This is a genomic window from Litoreibacter albidus (assembly GCF_900107015.1).
GTDB classification, from domain to species: Bacteria; Pseudomonadota; Alphaproteobacteria; order Rhodobacterales; family Rhodobacteraceae; genus Litoreibacter; species Litoreibacter albidus.
This window is the reverse complement of the sequence record NZ_FNOI01000003.1, coordinates 106,719-125,724: the sequence shown is the minus strand read 5'-3', so window position 1 is coordinate 125,724 and position 19,006 is coordinate 106,719. Positions and strand designations below refer to the sequence as shown.

Annotated in this window: 6 protein-coding genes; 5 read left to right on the top strand and 1 reads right to left on the bottom strand. The window is 60.3% G+C overall.

Features of this window, described 5'->3' with window-relative positions:
- Nucleotides 1-79: 79 nt before the first annotated feature.
- Nucleotides 80-502 (top strand): nucleoside-diphosphate kinase, encoded by a 423-nt coding sequence (gene ndk, locus BLW66_RS09025; RefSeq protein WP_089946822.1) that lies wholly within the window; start codon nt 80-82, stop codon nt 500-502.
- A gap of 159 nt (nt 503-661) precedes the next feature.
- On the opposite strand, the gene BLW66_RS09020 is transcribed toward ndk, so the two are convergent.
- The gene (locus BLW66_RS09020) at nt 662-991 is read right to left on the bottom strand and encodes a TfoX/Sxy family DNA transformation protein (RefSeq protein ID WP_089946821.1); all 330 of its coding nucleotides are present in this window, start codon (nt 989-991) and stop codon (nt 662-664) included.
- 564 nt (nt 992-1,555) lie between these two features.
- Between BLW66_RS09020 and BLW66_RS09015 the strand changes: the two genes are divergently transcribed.
- The 4 genes from BLW66_RS09015 to BLW66_RS09000 all read left to right on the top strand — a co-directional run bounded on the left by BLW66_RS09015 (nt 1,556) and on the right by BLW66_RS09000 (nt 19,005).
- Nucleotides 1,556-14,194: a DUF7507 domain-containing protein gene (locus BLW66_RS09015; protein ID WP_170833444.1), complete on the top strand. Its 12,639-nt coding sequence runs from the start codon at nt 1,556-1,558 to the stop codon at nt 14,192-14,194.
- 18 nt (nt 14,195-14,212) lie between these two features.
- Nucleotides 14,213-17,776: a porin family protein gene (locus BLW66_RS09010; protein WP_139254554.1), complete on the top strand. Its 3,564-nt coding sequence runs from the start codon at nt 14,213-14,215 to the stop codon at nt 17,774-17,776.
- A 134-nt stretch (nt 17,777-17,910) separates the two neighbouring features.
- Nucleotides 17,911-18,594 carry a GntR family transcriptional regulator gene (locus tag BLW66_RS09005; protein ID WP_089946818.1) on the top strand — a complete coding sequence of 228 codons (684 nt, stop codon included), beginning with the start codon at nt 17,911-17,913 and terminating at the stop codon, nt 18,592-18,594.
- A gap of 51 nt (nt 18,595-18,645) precedes the next feature.
- Nucleotides 18,646-19,005, top strand: coding sequence for an ArsR/SmtB family transcription factor (locus BLW66_RS09000; protein WP_089946817.1), 360 nt, complete (start codon nt 18,646-18,648; stop codon nt 19,003-19,005).
- Nucleotide 19,006 lies beyond the last annotated feature (1 nt).

Below are 19,006 nucleotides of genomic sequence, written 5' to 3'. Positions count from 1 at the left end.
GTGTCAATTGGGCGCTTTTCATAAGCAGAGCACCATGCTAGGTGCGCCCCAAATTCACTCTAGTTCAAGGACCAGCATCATGGCTATCCAACGCACCTTCTCCATCATCAAACCAGACGCCACCAAGCGCAACCTGACCGGCAAGATCGCCGCCAAGTTCGAAGAAGCTGGCCTGCGCATCGTCGCATCCAAGCGCATCCAGCTGACACTGGCACAAGCACAGCAGTTCTACGGTGTGCACTCCGAGCGTCCTTTCTTTGGCGAATTGTGCGAGTTCATGATCTCCGAGCCGATCGTTGTTCAGGTTCTGGAAGGCGAAGACGCGATTGCTAAGAACCGCGAAGTTATGGGCGCAACAAACCCAGCTGACGCCGCAGAAGGCACCATCCGTAAAGAGTTCGCGCTGTCCATCGGCGAAAACTCCGTACACGGTTCCGACGCGCCAGAAACAGCAGCAGAAGAAATCGCGTTCTTCTTCTCCGGTCTCGAACTGGTCGGCTAAACCGCCTTTAAACGATTTAGGCCTGCGGCGAAGACATTCGGCGCGGGCTTTTTTGTGCGCACGTATTGCGTGACGTAAGGGAAGGTTTTGTGATTGATTTCGGGTGCTGCGATCAGGGCCAAAAATCCTGCGATTTAATTCTTTAATAATTTGGCAGAGTTAACGGCGTTTTCCGGTGCCAATTGCATCAAGTGTGGCTTCCCAAAAATGAGCGTCGGTGTTTTCGTTTCGTTTTTTTAACAAATCGAATGTGACGCGCAGCTTGTCTTTCTCCGCGCCTTTGCAATCGTTCCACGGGCGCCCTTGCAGCGCCATAACAAGCGCGTAGTAGGCGATGAAATGGGGGCGTTGGCCGTTGGCTAGAAGCTTGGCATAAGCGGCGTCCGGACCAATAGCGCGCAGCGCTTGAGCGGAGGTGATGCCAACAGCTGCAAGGCTTGCCTCATAGGCGGGGCCGAGATGGCGGATAGAGGAGACGGGGTCGGTCATGGCCTCATGAGTAGTCGAACTGCACGCCACTTAAAACGTATTTTAGAGGCTGGCCCAATCCGAAAAACCGGCGGGCGGTGTGGGGCGTGGCGACTTGGTTTCCTGCGGCTCTGGGCGCGGGGTTGGGGCAGGGGCTTCATAGGTCATTTTGTGACCTCCTTTTATAGGTTTTATGCTCGTTACCTAAACAAGTCACCACCGGTTTGCGGCGCAGGGGTGTCGGGAATGTGGCGGAATTATGACCGAGGATTCGGGGCAACTATGGGGTCACCGTATTTGCCGGAATCGGGGCCGTAGACGACTAGATATAGAATTGCGAGGGAATTATTTTCTAATTCTGGCCCATAATGAAAAAAATTCCCCACCGTTTTTAACCGTTTCGCATTGAGCATCCGCGACTCATTTGACAGAGTGTTAACAGTCTCGTGATGCGTCGTGAGGCTTGAGGCAGGTTTATTACCCCAAAGACCGCGAGCAGGGACAACCCTGCCGTAAATGACATCTCAATTTTCTAAGCAGCGTCTGTTTCGGCGACTGCATCTCTATGTGATACGGGGATACTTCATGACGACCAGGACCAATCGTTTTGCCACGGTGAAAGCACTTGTAGCAACGTCGGCCATTTGGGCAGGGCTCTTCGGGGGCGCGGCACCGGTTGAGGCCACGACCTTCACGACCACGGTTCCTGGAACGTCGATCACCTTGCCTGTGGGCTACCCCGAGGCGGGGGGGGTGGCGATCGTCATGACCGGTGTGAACGGGAACATCTACTACCAGTTCTCCGACCCCGCGAATGCTTTCAAGGGGTTCAACAACAGCCCCAACCGGCCAGAGCTTGGCGGCAACCCGTTTACTGTGAATGATCCTATCCCGCTGGATTGCGGATATTCGAGCTGCCGCGACTATTTCGGCGGCGACTTGGCGCGTGTTGATATTCGCTTCTCCGCGTATGATGGCGACACCCAACCGGGTGGCTTTGATAATAACGACATCACGCTGCGGTTGAACGGCTATGACGTGGGCAGCTGGTCGGGGTTCACGACAGAGCGCACCGATGACACCGGCACATCCAGCTTTGGCTTTGCCACGGGCTTTGGCAACAACACCTTCAACACCGGCTGGTTCGCCTCCACCGATCCCGGTTTGATGAACTCCCTGCTGGACACGGGCCCCACGGGGCAGACCACGATTCAAGTTTTCGATAGAGACCCCAACGACAACTACTGGGATTTCCAGCGCGGCCCCAGCTTGGGTAACCAAGACATCAAGACCGTCGCGCCGGGGATGACGATCGAGAAAACCGCGTCGCCTACGACTTACACCGAAGTCGGCGACGTCATCTCCTATGAGTTCGTGTTGAAGAACATCGGCTCCGTGCCGATTTCGAATGTCGGGGTGTCGGATGACAAGATTTCGGCGCAAGGGGGCAGTGTCACCTGCGACGACAACAATATTCCAGACAGCCCGTCGGGGGCGCCGCAACCGTTCCAGACGATCTGCCGCGGGACATACACCATTGAGCAAGCTGACATTGAGGCCGAGCAGGTGGTGAACATCGGGACTGCCTCGGGTACGCCGGAATCGGGTGTTCTGGGTGACGTCACTGACACGGCCACTGTGACAGGTCCGGCAGCCGTCCCGGCCATCACGTTGGTGAAAAGCACGACCCTGTCCGCGTTTGGTGCGGCGGGCACCACTGTGCCCTATACGTTTGATGTGGAGAACACCGGCAATGTGACGCTGACGGATGTCAAAGTCACGGACCCGAAAATCCCGAGCCTGTCGTGCACCGTCGCCACGATGCTGCCGGACGCCACCTACCAGTGCAGCGGCAATTACACCGTGTTGCAAAGCGATGTGGACAATTTCGCGGCGGGCACGCAGCTGCGCAACGATGCGGAAGTTACCGCCGATGCGGCTACGGGTGGTGTGGTGAGTGCGCCGTCCTTCGTGCTGCTGGACGGCCCAGCGGCGAACCCGTCGCTGACCATTAACAAACGCGCGTTGACGGCGAGCTACGACAGCGTGGGCGATATCGTCCAATACGCATTTGATGTGCGCAACACGGGCAATGTGACCTTCGCCTCTGCGCCGACGATTACCGACAGCCTTGGCATTCCGGTTACCTGCCCAACAGGCCCCGTTGCGCCGAACCAGTTGATCACCTGTACCGCAGAAACCGCCGTGACCCAGCCCGATATTGACGCGGGCAAGATCGACAACACGGCCACCGCCGCGATCACTGTCGCGGGCGTGCCCTTGTCGGAGACCTCTACCGCAACGGTCAACGCGACGCGCACCACGGGTCTGACTATGGTGAAACGTCTGGCGGCTGCCAGCCCCGCGAGCTTTGACGCGGGTGGCGAGACGCTGAGCTATGAATATGTGCTGACCAACACGGGCAATGTGACCTTGGATGCCGTGGGCGTGGTGGATGACAAAACGACCGTAAGTTGCCCCGCGACCGAGATCGCGCCGATGACGTCGATGACCTGCACCGCGACCTATGAGACGCTGCAATCGGATGTGAACGACGGCGGCGTGACGAACAAGGCCACCGCATCCGGCACGCCGCGTGGTGACGCCGTCGCAATTGAGAGCGATGAGCAGACGCTGACTGTTCCGGCCGTCCAGAACCCGTCGCTGCTGCTGGAGAAATCCGCAGGCGCGCCGACGCCAAGCTTCAGCGTGGGATCCACGATCACCTACACGTTTACGGTCACGAACGACGGCAACGTGGACAACGCGGGCCCGATTACCATTACGGACAGCAAACTTGGCGCACCGTTCGAATGTATCGCGGGGCCGTTGCTTGTGACGGACGCGCCGCAAAGTTGTTCGCGCGATTACACATTGACGGCGCAGGATTTGACATCGGGTCTGGTTGTTAATGACGCCACGGCCAGTGGTGACGGCGTGACCTCGCCAAGCGACGGGGCGACGGTATCGAATAGCGACACCCCAGAGGTGACGCTGACCAAATCCGCGTCCCCAAGCCCGATCCCAGCGGGCACGACCTCGGTAACCTATACGTTCACTGTGCAAAACACCGGCACGGCGCAATTGTTGAGGTCGTCGAACCCGATCACGATCAACGACCCGAAGGTCGGGGCGGTAGACTGCTCTGCCCAGCCACTTGTTTTGAACGCACCCTTCGCGATTGTTCCGGGGGGGAGCTTCGATTGTACCGCGACATACACGCTGACGCAGGCAGAGATTGACGCGGGCGAAGTGGTGAACACCGCAACGGCATCTTTCCCGTTCAATGACGGCTCCGGCGTGCAAACGGTTACGTCAAAGGCATCGACAGCCAAGACACCGATTGACGAAAATTTCCTGTTTACCTTCACAAAATCCGGCCCAGCCGCCTTCACAGCCGTGAATGAGACGCTGAACTACACGTTTGATGTGGAGAATACGGGCAATGTCACCATCAGATCTTTCGTGGTGACCGATGATTTGATCAGCGCGATCAGCTGCCCTGTGACCAGCTTGGCCCCGACCGAGTCCACGACCTGTACGGGCGCATATAATGTGACCCAAGCGGACGTAGACCTTGGCACGGTGTTGAACACCGCCAGTGTCACGGGGTCTTCGGCCTCGGGCAGCCAATTGACGCTTACCAGCAGCTCCACCGCGACGCGCGCAGTTCAACCGACTGACAGGCTGCTGAGCGTTGACAAGACTGCCAACCGCACGTCCTTCACGGCCGTGGGGCAGGAAATCATCTATGCCATCGAGGTCACCAACGACGGGCTGCAAACGCTCACCAACCTGACCGTAACCGATATTCTGGACGGCGCGTATAGCTGTAACATCCCGTCGCTGGCACCAGGTGTGTCGAGCAGCGCGTGTACGTTCACCCATGTCATCACCCAAGACGACATTGACGCGGGCGAGGTGGTGAACCTCGCGACGGCCTCCGGCGCTGGCGCGGACCCGAAGACATCTGGTTTGACGGTCCCAGGCCCTGCACGCAACGCCAGCTTCACCGCCGTAAAAGACGCGCTGTCCGGCTATACCGTGGCCACAGATTCCGTCACTTATCGCTTTACGGTCACCAACAACGGCAACGTACGTATCGCGGGTGTCGAAGTGTCTGACCGCGGCCAAACCTGCACCAGCATCGGCACGCTAGAGCCGGGCGAAGTGGACACATCGTGCGAATTCACGTTCCCCGTGACGCAAGACGACGTGGACCAAGGCAGCGTGACCAACACCGCAACGGTGACAGGGACGGGGGCCGACGGCACTCCTCTGACGCTGAACCCGCAAGAGACAGTGAACGGCCCGATTGAAAACGCCAAGCTGACCGTCAGCAAAAGCGAGGACGACGATTCCGGCAACTTCGGCCTGCCGGGCACGACGGAAGGCTTCACGATTTCGGTGACCAACGCGGGCAACGTGACGTTGGAAAACATCGCCGTTACCGACACTTTGATCGGCTTGAACTGCGTCGTGCCAACCCTTGCACCCGGTGCGACGGCGCTGACCTGCGAGCCTGTGGGCGGCGGCGCGGCGGTTCCGATGACAGGCACTTACACCATCCAGCAATCCGACGTGGACCGTGGGTCATTGACCAACACCGCCACCGCCAGCGGCACCTCCAAGAAGGGCACAACCGCGAGCGGGAATGCCGTGGTGGAACTGGACAGCCCTGTGCAAACCCGTTCCTTGGTTGTTGCGAAAACCAGCGATCTGGTGGGGAACTTCGACACAGTCGGGCAGACGATCACCTATAACTATGCGGTAACCAACAATGGCAATGTGACCTTGCCGAACGCGGTGTCGGTGAGTGACGACAAGCTGTCGACGGTTATTTGTGATGCATTGCCAGCGGGCGGTTTGGCCCCGAACGACGTCGTGAACTGCACCGCGACCTATGACATCGTGCAAGCCGACATCGACAGGGGTTTTATCACCAACACCGCCAGCGCCACGACCAGTTCGACGGCTGGTACGATCACGTCGCCCGACGCCATTTTGACCATCAATTCGGATCAGAACTTTGCGTTGACGTTGGACAAACGCCTGAAAAGCACCTCTGCGGCGAGCTTCGCTGCGAAGGATGAGACGTTGACCTACGAGTACCTCGTGACCAACTCCGGCAACACGACGATCACCGACGACATCACCGTAAACGATGACCGTTTTGGCACCGACTTGGTGTGTAGCGTTGTGGATCTTGCGCCCACCGAAGTTGCGACCTGCGAGCAACCATATACCACCACGCAAGGAGACGTGAACGACGGCGAAGTCACCAACATTGCGCAGGCCTATATCGGGCCGGATCTGGCGAATGCCACGACAGTGTCGAACACCGACAGCGTGACGGTGCCCGCGCTGCGTAACCCGCTGCTAGTCGTTGAAAAAAGGTTCCTGTCTGCAACGGGGCCGGTCGGCAACGAAGGGTTCTTCGAGAACCAAGAGCTGAGCTACGAGTTTGAGGTCACCAATGATGGCAACGTGTCAATTGCGATTGATGCGGCGACGTTGATTAACGACCCGAAGCTGGGGCCTTATACCTGTGTGGGCGCGTCGGGTGCTGCGGCGGTTCCAGCGGTGCTGGAGCCAACCGAGAGCTACACCTGTGTGGGAGCGACTTACACGGTTACCGCAAATGACATTGACCTTGGCTCTGCGGTGAACGTCGCAACCGCCAGAGGCACATTGCCGGACGGCGGCCCGATTGTGTCCGCGTCGTCGAGCACCAAATATCCATTGGACGCCAGTCCAGCTGTTTCAGTTCTGAAGCGGACGGAGCCAGCGTCCGGCGTGACATTCGCCGCGGTGGGTGACACAATCAATTACGTCTACGAGGTGACAAACACCGGTAACGTTGATCTCTCCTCGCCCGGAACGATAACGGACGACAAATTCCCAGGTGTCGCCATCCCGTGTGTTGATCCGTCGGGCGGCGTGTTCTCGCGGTTGGAGCTTGAGCCTGCAGAGATCGCGATTTGTACGCAAACCTACACAGTGACCCAAGAAGACCTTGACCGTGGGTCTGTGACCAACGTCGCCTCCGCGCTGACCGAGTTCGGCGGCGATCCTGTGCAGTCCGAGCCGCAGACCTTGAAGGTCGACGGTGACGTAGAGGCGCTGGTGGCGCTGACCAAAGAGGTCTCGCCCGCAACGGCGGCCTCCGCTGGCGACACGCTAACTTATACGCTGACGGCCACGGCCTCCGGCAATCAAACCATCCTTGGGGCCAGCATATCTGACCCTTTGATCCCGTCGCTGGCCTGTACGCAGGGGGCAAACTCTGTGACCAGCGCCGACCTTGACCCCAATGGGGACCCGCTGATCTGTACGGGCACTGTCACGGTGACCCAAGCGATGATCGACAACCAAGAGGTGCGCAACACTGCGTCGGTGCGCGGTGCGGCACCGAACGGGGACATCAAGACCGCCGACGCGTTGAACGTGCTGGCCGTAGATATGCCCAATGACGAGTTGACCGTGACCAAGCGCATCTCGCCGGAGCCAATCAACGGCACCGATCCGGCCTACACCCAACCGGGGCAAGTGGTGACGTTTGTGATCGAGGTGGAAAACACCGGCAACATCACTGTCGACAACATCGAAGTGACCGACGACCTGATCAGCGGCACCTGCGACGTTGGCACCTTGGCACCGGGCAAGAGCGATAACTCCTGTGTCTTCACGATCACCGTGCAGCAGCCCGAGGTGGACGCGGGGTCCTTCACGAATACCGCAACGGCCACCGGCACACCGCGCGCAGGCGCTGGCCCGACCACGGGCCAAGGCGACGTGTTGGTGGTTGGGCCGCCAGCAGAGCCAAGCTTGTCGTTCAACAAATCCGCGAATGTCACCGGTTTCACCACCGCAGGGGAGACGATCACCTACACCTTCACGGTGGCCAACACGGGTAACGTGACACTCTTCACGCAGCCCTTTGTGACTGACACGGCAATCCAAGCCGACCCGTTCGCATGTGGCACCATCCCTGCGGGCGGTCTTGCGCCGCAAGCCTTTGTGTCCTGTACCCGTGACTACATCGTCACGCAGGCAGACGTGGATGCGGGCAGCATCACCAACACGGCCAGCGTCGAGAATGATGAATCGCCGGTTCCGGCCCCGACGCCTGCCGACCCCACACCGCAAGCGTCCAGCGTGACGATCAACGCCACGCGGACGCCTGGTGTGAGCCTGACGAAAACGCCGTCCATCACGGCGGACGCGAAGGTCGACGACGAAATCGTATATACATACCGCGTGACCAACACGGGCAATGTGACACTTACCGATGTCACCGTGTCTGACACGCACGCAAGTGCGGGCGGCAGCAGCGCGCTGACGATTGCGGGCGATGTGCAGGTTGTTGACGCGGGCATCGCGGGCAACTCCACAGATGCGGCGGCAAACGGCGTTTGGGACAGCTTGGCACCGGGCGACGCGGTGGAGTTCACCGCACGCTACACCGTGACCCAAGCCGATGTGGACGCGAAACAAGTGCTGTCGAACACCGCGAGCGTGTCGACCACAAGCCCCGCAGGCACCACAGCGCCGACGGACAGCACGACGGTCAATGTGCCGGTTGAAGCCACCACCGCGGCCATCGTGGTCGAGAAAACCGTGCTGTCGAGCGAAGGCAGCGCGGCGGGCGACCTGGTCACCTTCCAGATCGACGTGCGCAACGCAGGCAACGTGACGCTGGATGCGCCGACGTTGGACGACGACCTGACCCGCAACGGCGGCGCGGCGCTGTCACTGACGACGCAGCCCCAATTGACCAGCGGGAATAACGCACCGGCCGCCACTTTGGATGTCGGGGAGACGTGGACATATCTTGCAACCTACAGGCTGGAGCAGGCCGACGTTGACGCGGGCGGGATCGACAACACCGTACTTGTGACGACTGCGGCCCCTGATAATACGCCTGTGCAGGACCGGTCCGGCAACGGGTTGCCCGGCGGGGATGACAGCCCGACGCCGTTCGACATTGACGTGACGCCTGCGATTTCTTCGGTGAAAACGATCACCTCCAACACGGTTGCAGTGGACGGGGTTGTGACCTTCGCGATCACGGTCAGCAATGACGGCAACGTGACGTTGAATTCGGTAAACGTCGTGGACACGCTGACCCGTAACGACGATGCGAACACGGTGTTGGCACTGGATGCGGCATTGGTTTTTGCGGGGGCTGACAAGGGCTCTGCCGTGGGAACACTGCTGCCGGGTGAAGTGGCGACATACACGGGCCGCTACACGCTAAAGCAAGACGACATTGATGCGGGCGGGATCAGCAACTCTGCGGCCGTGAGCGGCACTCCGTTGAACGGGGTACCGGTAACCGACACGTCGGATGACGGTGACACGGGGGCAGGGGACACGGGCAATGACCCGACCGTTCTTGTTATCCCTGAGGACCGCAAAATCAGCTTGGTGAAGAAGCTGGTTGACGGTGAAGACGAGAGCTTCACCGAGGACGGCCATGTGCTGCGCTATGAGTTCGTGGTCACCAACGACTCCAATGTGACGCTGACGGATACGATCACCATCACTGATGCGCTGATCACCGATGCGGGCGGCACGATCACCTGTCCGGCGCCCCCAGTGGCCCCTATGGCCAGCGTAAGCTGCTTTGGTGACTACACGGTGTTGCAATCGGACGTGGATGCGGGCGGCGTGAACAACTCTGCCACTGCGACCAGCGGCGCGACCACCAGCCCCGAAGCCACTCTGAATGTACCGGCGATCCAGACGCCTAAAATGGAGCTGCTGAAGGAAGCGGAGGAGGTGCGTCCAGAAGACTTCTTCACTACCGCGAAGATCACTTACACCTACACGGTGACCAATACGGGCAACGTGACAATCTTTGACCCGATCACTGTGACAGACAACCTGATCGACACAGTTGTCTGTCCGACACCGTTCCCGGCCGAGGGTATCGCGCCGGAAGGCACCTACATCTGTGAAGCGGAATATGAGGTGACGGCAGAGGACGTGGACATCGGGCAGGTCACCAACCGCGCCAGCGCGTCCGACGGGGCGACGATCAGCCCGACCGTGACTGAAACCATCCCCGACGCGGCAACACCGCTGCTGGAGATCACCAAAGTCGCAGAAGACGGCGCGACGTTTAGCGAAGTCGGCGACCCGATCAAATATACCTTCAGCGTTTTCAACGCGGGGACACGGGCGTTCGCCTCTGTGGTAACGGTATACGACGACCGTATCGGTGAGATTGTCTGCTTTGACCCTGACGCTGATCCGGCGAATGACCCAGACTTCCGCCCCGGCGAGACGTTGACCTGTGAGGGCACATATCGTGCCACGCAAGTTGATCTGGATGCGGGTGAAGTGACCAATGAGGCATATGCGCAGACGTTGTTTGGTGAAAACGACACGCCGTTGAGCTCCGCACCGATGAGTGTGACGGTCGATGCTGACCTGACACCTGAATTGTCCTTCACCAAGGTGGCTGCGCCGAACCCGTCCGGTCCGGCTGGCACGGATGTGACCTATACGTTCACCGTCACCAACACGGGCAACCAAACGCTGAAAACGGTCAGCGTGACGGATGTCGACTTCTTCCCGACGTTGAGCTGTAGCACGCCAGAATTGCTGCGGGGCGAGAGCCTTGAGTGCGAGGCGACCTACACCATCAGCCAAGATGACGTGGACGCTGGAAAAGTGGAAAACACGGCCACCGTTAAGGCGCTAACGCCATTGGGTACGGAGCTAAGCGAGACCGCCACAGAAACAACGGTCACACCTACGCCAAACCCGCTGATGTCGGTCGTGAAGTCGGCCAATGTGTCGCCATTCGGCGCGGTGGGCACATCGGTCACCTACACCTTTGATGTGAAGAACGACGGCAATGTGACCTTGTTCAACGTCGCTGTGGACGACAGCCTTGACGACGGCCCCGCCTGCGAAATTGCGCGGCTTGATGTCGGCACGACGGATGACAGTTGCACCTTCACGCTCGAGGTCACGCAGGAGATGGTCGACGCGGGGAGCCTGAGCAACACGGTGAACGTGACGGCCAAGGACCAACTCGGCAATGACGCGGACGCGACTGCCACCATCACCACCGACGGCCCGACGCGCGCACCTGCGCTGGAGGCCACGAAGGTGGCGAATTTCACCGGTGTCGAGGTGGACGATGTGATCAGCTACACGGTGCGCGTGGAGAACACGGGCAACGTCACCCTAGACGACGTGGCGCTGACCGACACCATGACCCGCAACCTGAACGGGCGTGTGGTCACCTTGGATAATCCTCTGGCGCTGGACGCGACAAGTGACACCGACGGCGATGGCCGCCTGGACGTGGACGAGACGTGGGTCTACACCGCGACCTACACGTTGACGCAGGCCGATTTGAACGCACAAGGCGTCTCAAACTCGGTGGTCGCGGCGGCTGTCGGGCCGGATGATGTCGCAGTGAATGACACATCCGACAACGGCAATGATGGTGACGGCAACACTGAGGACGACAAAACCGTGGTCTCCATCACGTCGGAGCCACGCCTTGTGGTCACCAAAGAGGTTGTCTCCGCTGGGGCGCTTGCGGGCGAGGACGTGGTGTTCCGCATCACGGCGGCCAACACCGGTAACGTCGATATCGACGAGGTGACAATTACCGACCAGTTGACCCGCGCAGACGGTGCCACATTGGCGCTGACTTCGGGGCCAACCCCAGTGGGCGACGGCACCTTTATTGGCGCTGGCACGCAAGTGATCTGGAACGCGACCTACACGTTGACCCAAGACGACATCGACGCGGGCGGCATATCCAACACCGCGACGGTGGCGGGCACGGGGCCTGACGATGAAGTGGTGTCTGACATATCGGCAGATAACGACCCGTTTGACGGCGATGTGGACCAAGACCCGACCGTGGTTGTGATCCCTGCAGCCCCTGCCATCGACGTGGTGAAACGGCTCGTGTCGGCGGATGAGCCCTTCGCGGGTGGTCTGGTCGAGTTCGCGATTGAGGTCACGAACACGGGCAACGTAAGCGTGAGCAACGTCGCCTTGGCAGAAAACCTGCGCCGTGCGGATGATGTGGCGCTGACACCAACCAGCCTCACATTCAGCAATGCGACATTGGACTCTGCCGAGGGCACGCTGCTTCCGACGGAAGTTGCGACCTATGCGGTGACCTACATCCTGACCCAAGAGGACGTCGACGCGGGCGGAGTGAGCAACTCTGTCACCGTAACCGCAACGGCCAATACGCCGACTGGGGATGCGCTGAGCGACGTGTCGCGCGATGATGACCCGAACGACGGCAACGATGTGGACGATCCAACCGTCGCGGTGATTGAGGCCGCGCCGTCAAACGACTTCACCAAAGTGGCGTCGGTGCCGGTTAACCTGTTCCCGATGGTGTATCAGGTGACCTTCACGCTGACCGCGACGAACACTGGCAACGTGACGCAATCCAGCTACCAGATTGTTGATGATCTAAGCGGGTTCGAAGGCTCTGCCGAGGTCTTGCGCGATGCGCCCTTCGGCATCACCGTGCGGGCCAATGGCTTCACCGACGGTGGCGCAAATGCGGCCTATGACGGGGCAGGCACCAGCACGACACTGAGCGGCACACCGACATTGGCACCGGGTGAGACGGGGACCGTCGAGATCGACGTGATCTACAGCACCGAAGGTGCAGGCGTTCCCGGTCTCAACGTGGCGAATTTGACCACTGACCTGCTGACAGCGCCGCAAGACGCCAGCGCAGGTGTGAGCGTGACGGATAGTGACGGGGATGGCGTGCCGGACACGTTGGAATCCTCCACCGCTGACCGTGACGGCGACGGCGTAGCCGATGCGGATGACTATGACCCGACGGGCTACTTCTACTGTCAGGACGACGGGCGCATTCTGTCGGGCGGCTCGGTCTCTGTGACGGGGCCGGCGGGCACGCAAACAGGCGTGGGTACCAGCAACTTCATCACCATTGTCAAAGACGGCACGGACGGTGAGTTCCAGTTCTTCGCAACGCGCGCAGGGACATACACAATCACGCCGACCTATCCGGCGTCGGGTGTTGCCTCGACCAGCCGCTTGGCCAATCCGGCCTTGGATGCCACGTCGTTGCTGCCTGCGAACCCTGCGTCCATCGGCTCGTCCGAGTTCGGCGCGACGGACCGCCTTGCGGACTTCACCGCTGGGGCGAACCCGTTCTACCTGAGCTTCGTGCTGGAGGCGGGCGACCCGTTCATTTTGAACAACAACATTCCGATGGAAAACTGCGCGGGCACGCCTGATCTTCAGGCGACCAAAGTGGCTGACCGTGACGCGGCGGTCTTTGGTGAGGCGGTGAACTTCTCGCTGACCTTCACCAACAACACGCCGTCGACGGTCACGAATGCCACTCTGGTCGACGTGTTGCCGGCGGGGATGCTCTATACCCCGAACACGGCGCGCGTAGACGGCGCGTTGGTTGAACCCAATGCAACGGGGCTGCGGCTGGAATGGCCGGGCCTGACGGTGGCGCCGGCGCAAACCATCACGCTGACCTTGTCGGCGCGGGTGGTGGCGAACGGGTCTTACGGCGAGCTGACCAACCGTGGCTTCTTGGCCAATGCGGCGGGGAACCCGATCTCGAACGTTGCCACCGCCACGGTGCGCGTGGAGCCGGAGCACGTCTTCGATTGCTCCGACATCATCGGCAAGGTCTTCGACGATAAAAACCAGAACGGCTACCAAGATCAGGGCGAGCCCGGTTTGGCTGGCGTGCGTCTTGCGACAGTCAAAGGCCAGCTAATCACCACCGACGCGCATGGTCGTTACCACGTGCCGTGTGCGGAGTTGCCGAAAGATATCGGCTCTAATTTCACGCTGAAGCTGGACACGCGGACCTTGCCCACGGGCTACCGTGTCACCACAGAGAACCCGCGGGTGATCCGTGTGACGGCCGGTAAATTCGCCAAGCTGAACTTCGGCGCGGCGCTGTCCAATGTGGTCGATATCGACCTGACCCGTGAGGCCTTCGTGGGGGCAACATCGGAACCGTCGCCTGCCTTGGAGAAGGGTGTGGAGGGGCTGATCGCGCGGATCAAATCGACGCCGTCGGTGCTGCGCCTCAGCTACATCCTGCGCGACGAAAGCAACAAACTTGCCAATGCACGGTTGAAAGCGGTGGAGGCTCTGGTGCGCGATCGTTGGCGCGGGGCCGGTCGCTACAAGCTTAACATCGAACGCAGCATCAAGCGCGTGCAGTAGGGGAGCAGGATTATGAACATGAACAAAACCTTACGCGCCATTTTGATCACCACGACCTCCCTGACATGGGCGGGTGTGGGTCATGCCCAAGAGGCGGATTTTGATACCAATTGTGCCTTGGTGAACGGTGTACTTCCGACCAATTGCACGCAGTCCAACGCCTCCGAAGTGGTGGCGGTGGAAAGCGGCGAGAACAACGAACTCGACCGTGGGAACTCTGCGGTCGGGGGGGACGGCTTCCTGATTTCCATCGACGGGGAGGCGGTTATCGGCGACACGCGCGTCGAAGATGCCGTGCGCAAAACCGACATCGCGCTGGCGGATGCGGATGTGCAAGTGAAGTTCGACGGGTTGGGCGCTGTGCCGCGCCTTGATCTGGTCGCCGTGGACCAAACTGCCGCGTTTGAAGCGGGCGATGTGGTCACATTCCGGTCGCGGACCAACTATCCGGCCTATCTGACGCGCGGCGATGTGCGCCTTGTCGACATCGGCCATCCGGCGGGCCCGAAAACGCTAAGCGTGGTGCCCGTACAGCCGAACGGCACGGTGTCTGTGACCATCCCAGAGGGTGACAACATCGTTGCGATCCACCGCGTCTACGACGCACGTGGCCGCTACAACGAGACAGAGCCATTGGGCATGGACGGCGGCGACGACCGAGGCGTGTTCGCCGAGGCCGAGGAGGGCAGCGACGCGACCCGTGTGCGCGGCATTCCGGTGTCGGGCGGCGCGGTAACCGTTTTCGGCAAAGGCGTGCGCCAAGGGGCCACTGTGCAGACCTTGGGCGAACGCGTGACACCGGCCCCAGACGGCAGCTTCGTGTTGCAGCGCATTCTGCCTGCGGGCGATCAGGATATTGACGTGCGGATCAACGGCGCGGGGCAGGACGTGTACCTGCAACGCTCTGTCGAAATCCCGCGCTCCGAATGGTTCGGGGTGGCGACGATTGATCTGACGTTCGGTTACCGCGAGGACGCGGGCAAGAACACGGCGGGCGGCTCTGCCGACAAGTATTACGACCGTGGGCGGCTGGCGTTCTACGTCAAAGGCAAAACGCAAAAGGGCTGGCAGATTACCGCGAGCGCCGACACCGGCGAAGACGACCTGAGCGAGATTTTCCGCAACCTCGACAAGAAAGACCCGCGCCACTTGCTGCTGCGGCTGGACAGCGACAAAGCCTATCCGGTCTACGGCGATGATAGCACCGTGGTGGAGGACGCACCGACCTCTGGCAAGTTCTACGTGAAGGCGGAGCGCGAGGGCAATTACGCCATGTGGGGCGACTATAAAGGTGAGATTGACGGTTCTCACTTCTTGCGCAACGAGCGCACGCTCTACGGTTTTCAAGGCCACGTGCAAACGCAAGAGACCACATCAAAGGGCGAGCCACGCGCGGAGCTGGACCTATACGCCGCACAGCCCGACACGCTTCCGGGGCGCGATGTATTTCGCGGCACGGGTGGTTCGGTTTACTTCCTGCAGCGTCAAGATTTGTCCATCGGCTCGGAAACCATCGCTATTGAGGTGCGCGACCCTGACACGGGGCGCATCACGAGCCGCGAGACGCTGGTTTACGGCCGCGACTACGACATCAACTATATCCAAGGTGTTGTTGTCCTGACGCGCCCGCTGACCGGCGCGACAGGTGGCGGCACGGTGATCACCAACCCGCTAGGCGAAAACACGGTGCAGCTGACGGTGAACTACGAATTCACCCCGACGGCAGGCACGATTGACGGCTATTCTTACGGCGGGCGGGCGCAGGTCTGGGCCTCCGACAACCTGCGCTTCGGTGCGACGGGTCTGGTGGAGCAAACCGACCTTGCCGACCAAACCGCATTCGGTGCGGACATGCGATACGAGATGTCGGACACCACCTTTGTGGAGCTGGAGTACGCCCGCACGGAGGGGCCGGGGTTCGGGTCGAGTTACTCCTCTGACGGGGGCTTGATCGTGACCAATACCTCCGCAGTGGGCGGCACGGGCGAGGCATATCTTGCGCGGGGACAGCTTGACCTGAAGGACATCAACCCTGATCTTGATGGCCAGTTGGGCGCGTATTACGAGAAACGGCGCGCAGGGTTCTCCACACTGGATTACCAGACGACCGTGGATGAAGAGCTGTTCGGTGTTTACGGTGAATTCGCCCCGTCAGAGCGGTTGTCCTACCGCCTGTACTACGATGATTTTACCGATGATTCCGGCAAAAAGGTTCGCGAGGGCGGTGTAGAGGTGACCTATAAGGTCAGCGACCGTCTGACCTATGACTTCGGGATCGAGCATGTCGATAAAGCAACGCCGGGTGGTGATGCTGACGAAACCGGCAAGCGTACGGATATGGCCGTGCGGGCCACGGTAACGGTTAACCCGAAACTGGAATATTCGCTGTTTGCGCAGGCGACTGTGTCGCGCTCCGGTGGCTTGGCACGCAATCACCGCGTGGGCGCTGGCGTTAAATACCAGTTCACGCCGAATTGGACGTTCGAGGGCGAAGTGTCCGACGGCTCGCGCGGGGTCGGGGCGCTGGCCTTGCTGTCCTATGACAATGGCGAGAACGGCAGCGCTTACTTCGGGTACACGCTTGATCCGGGCCGTTCGTTCGATGGTGTCACATTGTCCGGTAAGGATCGCGGGAAGTTCATCGTGGGCGGGGCGCGACAGCTGAGCCAAGCCGTCGATGTCTATGCGGAGAACACCTATGACCTGTTTGGGCAGCACCGCTCGCTGACCTCGACCTACGGGGTGAACTACGCGCGCTCCGAGTTCCTGCGCTACTCTGCGTCCGTAGAGGTGGGCCGCGTTGACGACACGAAGAATGGTGACTTCGACCGCACCGCGCTGTCCTTTGGCGTGCGCTACGAGAACCAAACTGGTGTGACAGGTGCCGCGCGTCTGGAGTACCGCCGTGATCGCGGGGTGTACACGAGTGGGGGAACCACGACCAACCGTGACGGGGACACCATCGCGCTGACCTCCACGCTGCGCTACAAGATCGACGAGGAACGTCGCCTGCTGTTCAGCTTCGACGGGACGTACACTGACACCGACGGATCGTCGCTGCCAGACGGCCGCTATGCGGAGTTGACCTTGGGCTACGCCTACCGCCCGATTGATAATGACCGCCTGAACGTCCTGTTCAAATACACCTACCTGCATGACCTGTACGGGCAGGAAATTGACGGAACCAACGATGCGGGCCCGCGTCAAAAGAGCCACGTGTTGTCGCTGGACGCGTCTTATGACGTTGACAGAAACTGGACTTTGGGCGGCAAAATTGGTGGCCGCTGGTCCAAAAGCGCACCGGACGCGATGACAGCCTTCCAAGACAATGATGCGCTGCTGTTGGTCGCCAACGCTCGCTATCACCTGACGCATAAGTGGGATGTGCTGCTGGAAGGCCGCGCGTTGCATGCGGAGCAGGCGGGCGTCACCGAGTACGGTTTGCTGGGGGCGGCGTACCGTCATATCGGGAACAACTACAAGGTCGGCGTTGGCTACAACTTCGGTACGTTTTCCGACGATTTGACGGACCTGACGTATGACGACAAAGGCATGTTCATCAACCTGATCGCCAAGTTCTAATGCGGCCCCCAGCCCCTCTGCGCGGCGGGGTTGGGGGGGCGTTTAGCGCTGTGACGGGCATGGAGTACCCGTGTCCCCTATGATAGGTCAGATGGACGGGCGCGTGCCCTTACTTTGGGATCGGAGCTCGTTATATGACCAAAACAACATCAGACCGCGAACGCCGGACCACCGTGGATGTGATCTTTGATCACCTGAACGACGAGATTTCGTCGATGCGGCTGCGCCCTGGCGACAAAATCTCCGAGGCGGAAATTGCGGCGCAGTTCGAAGTGTCGCGGCAACCCGTGCGTGACGCCTTCGCCAGACTTGAGAACCTTGACCTGATCGTGATCCGCCCACAAAGGGCGACGCGGGTGAAGGGGTTCTCCATGGCGGAGATCACCAAGTCGCGTTTCGTGCGCTATGCGGTGGAGGTCGAAGTGCTGCGCCGTGCGGCTGAAAATTGCGACGGGGTTGGCGCGGCCAAGTTGGACACAAACCTGTTGCAGCAAGCCGCCATCGTGGAGGCGGGTGACTACGCGGCGTTCGGCCTTTTGGACTATCAGTTTCACCAGATCATCTGTGACATCGCCAAGGCGCCCTTTGCCTTTGACGTGATCCAGAAAGAGAAGGGGCGGGTGGACAGGCTTTGCGTGCTGAGCCGCGACAAAGAGAACCGTATGGCGCTGTTGCTGGAGGATCACCGCGCGATTGCGGGGCTGATCAAATCCCACGACAGCGAGGGCGCGGTAAAAGCTGGCGCGTTGCACCTGTCACGCCTTGACGCAACGATAGAGACGATTTTAGCAGCGAACGACACCTATTTCGAGGACTGACGCGGGCGGGTGGCGTTGACAGTCTGACTATATATCAATAATTCTGGATATATGGATAACGACTCAGCCCTCGCAGCCTTTGCAGCCCTTAGCCAGTCAACGCGGCTGGATGTTTTTCGCCTTCTGGTCAAAGCCGGCGGGGGCGGGATGTCCGCGGGTGACATCAGTGACACTTTGAACGTTCGCCAGAACACCATGTCTGCAAACCTGTCGGTATTGGCGCGCTCCGGCCTGATCCGAAGCCAGCGCGAGGGCCGGACCATCCGATATTTCGCCGATATGGACGGGATGCGCGGATTGCTGGGATTCCTGATGGAAGACTGCTGCGGGGGCCGACCGGAGCTTTGCCAACCCGTCCTTAACGAACTTGGCTGCGCCTGCGAGGCCACGCCGTCAGATTTGAAAGCATAAC

What these genes read in the sequence shown, in the direction of transcription:
- ndk (WP_089946822.1), top strand. Translation starts at nt 80, where the DNA reads ATGGCTATCCAACGCACCTTCTCCATCATCAAACCAGACGCCACCAAG.
- BLW66_RS09020 (WP_089946821.1), bottom strand. Translation starts at nt 991, where the DNA reads ATGACCGACCCCGTCTCCTCTATCCGCCATCTCGGCCCCGCCTATGAG.
- BLW66_RS09015 (WP_170833444.1), top strand. Translation starts at nt 1,556, where the DNA reads ATGACGACCAGGACCAATCGTTTTGCCACGGTGAAAGCACTTGTAGCA.
- BLW66_RS09010 (WP_139254554.1), top strand. Translation starts at nt 14,213, where the DNA reads ATGAACAAAACCTTACGCGCCATTTTGATCACCACGACCTCCCTGACA.
- BLW66_RS09005 (WP_089946818.1), top strand. Translation starts at nt 17,911, where the DNA reads ATGACCAAAACAACATCAGACCGCGAACGCCGGACCACCGTGGATGTG.
- BLW66_RS09000 (WP_089946817.1), top strand. Translation starts at nt 18,646, where the DNA reads ATGGATAACGACTCAGCCCTCGCAGCCTTTGCAGCCCTTAGCCAGTCA.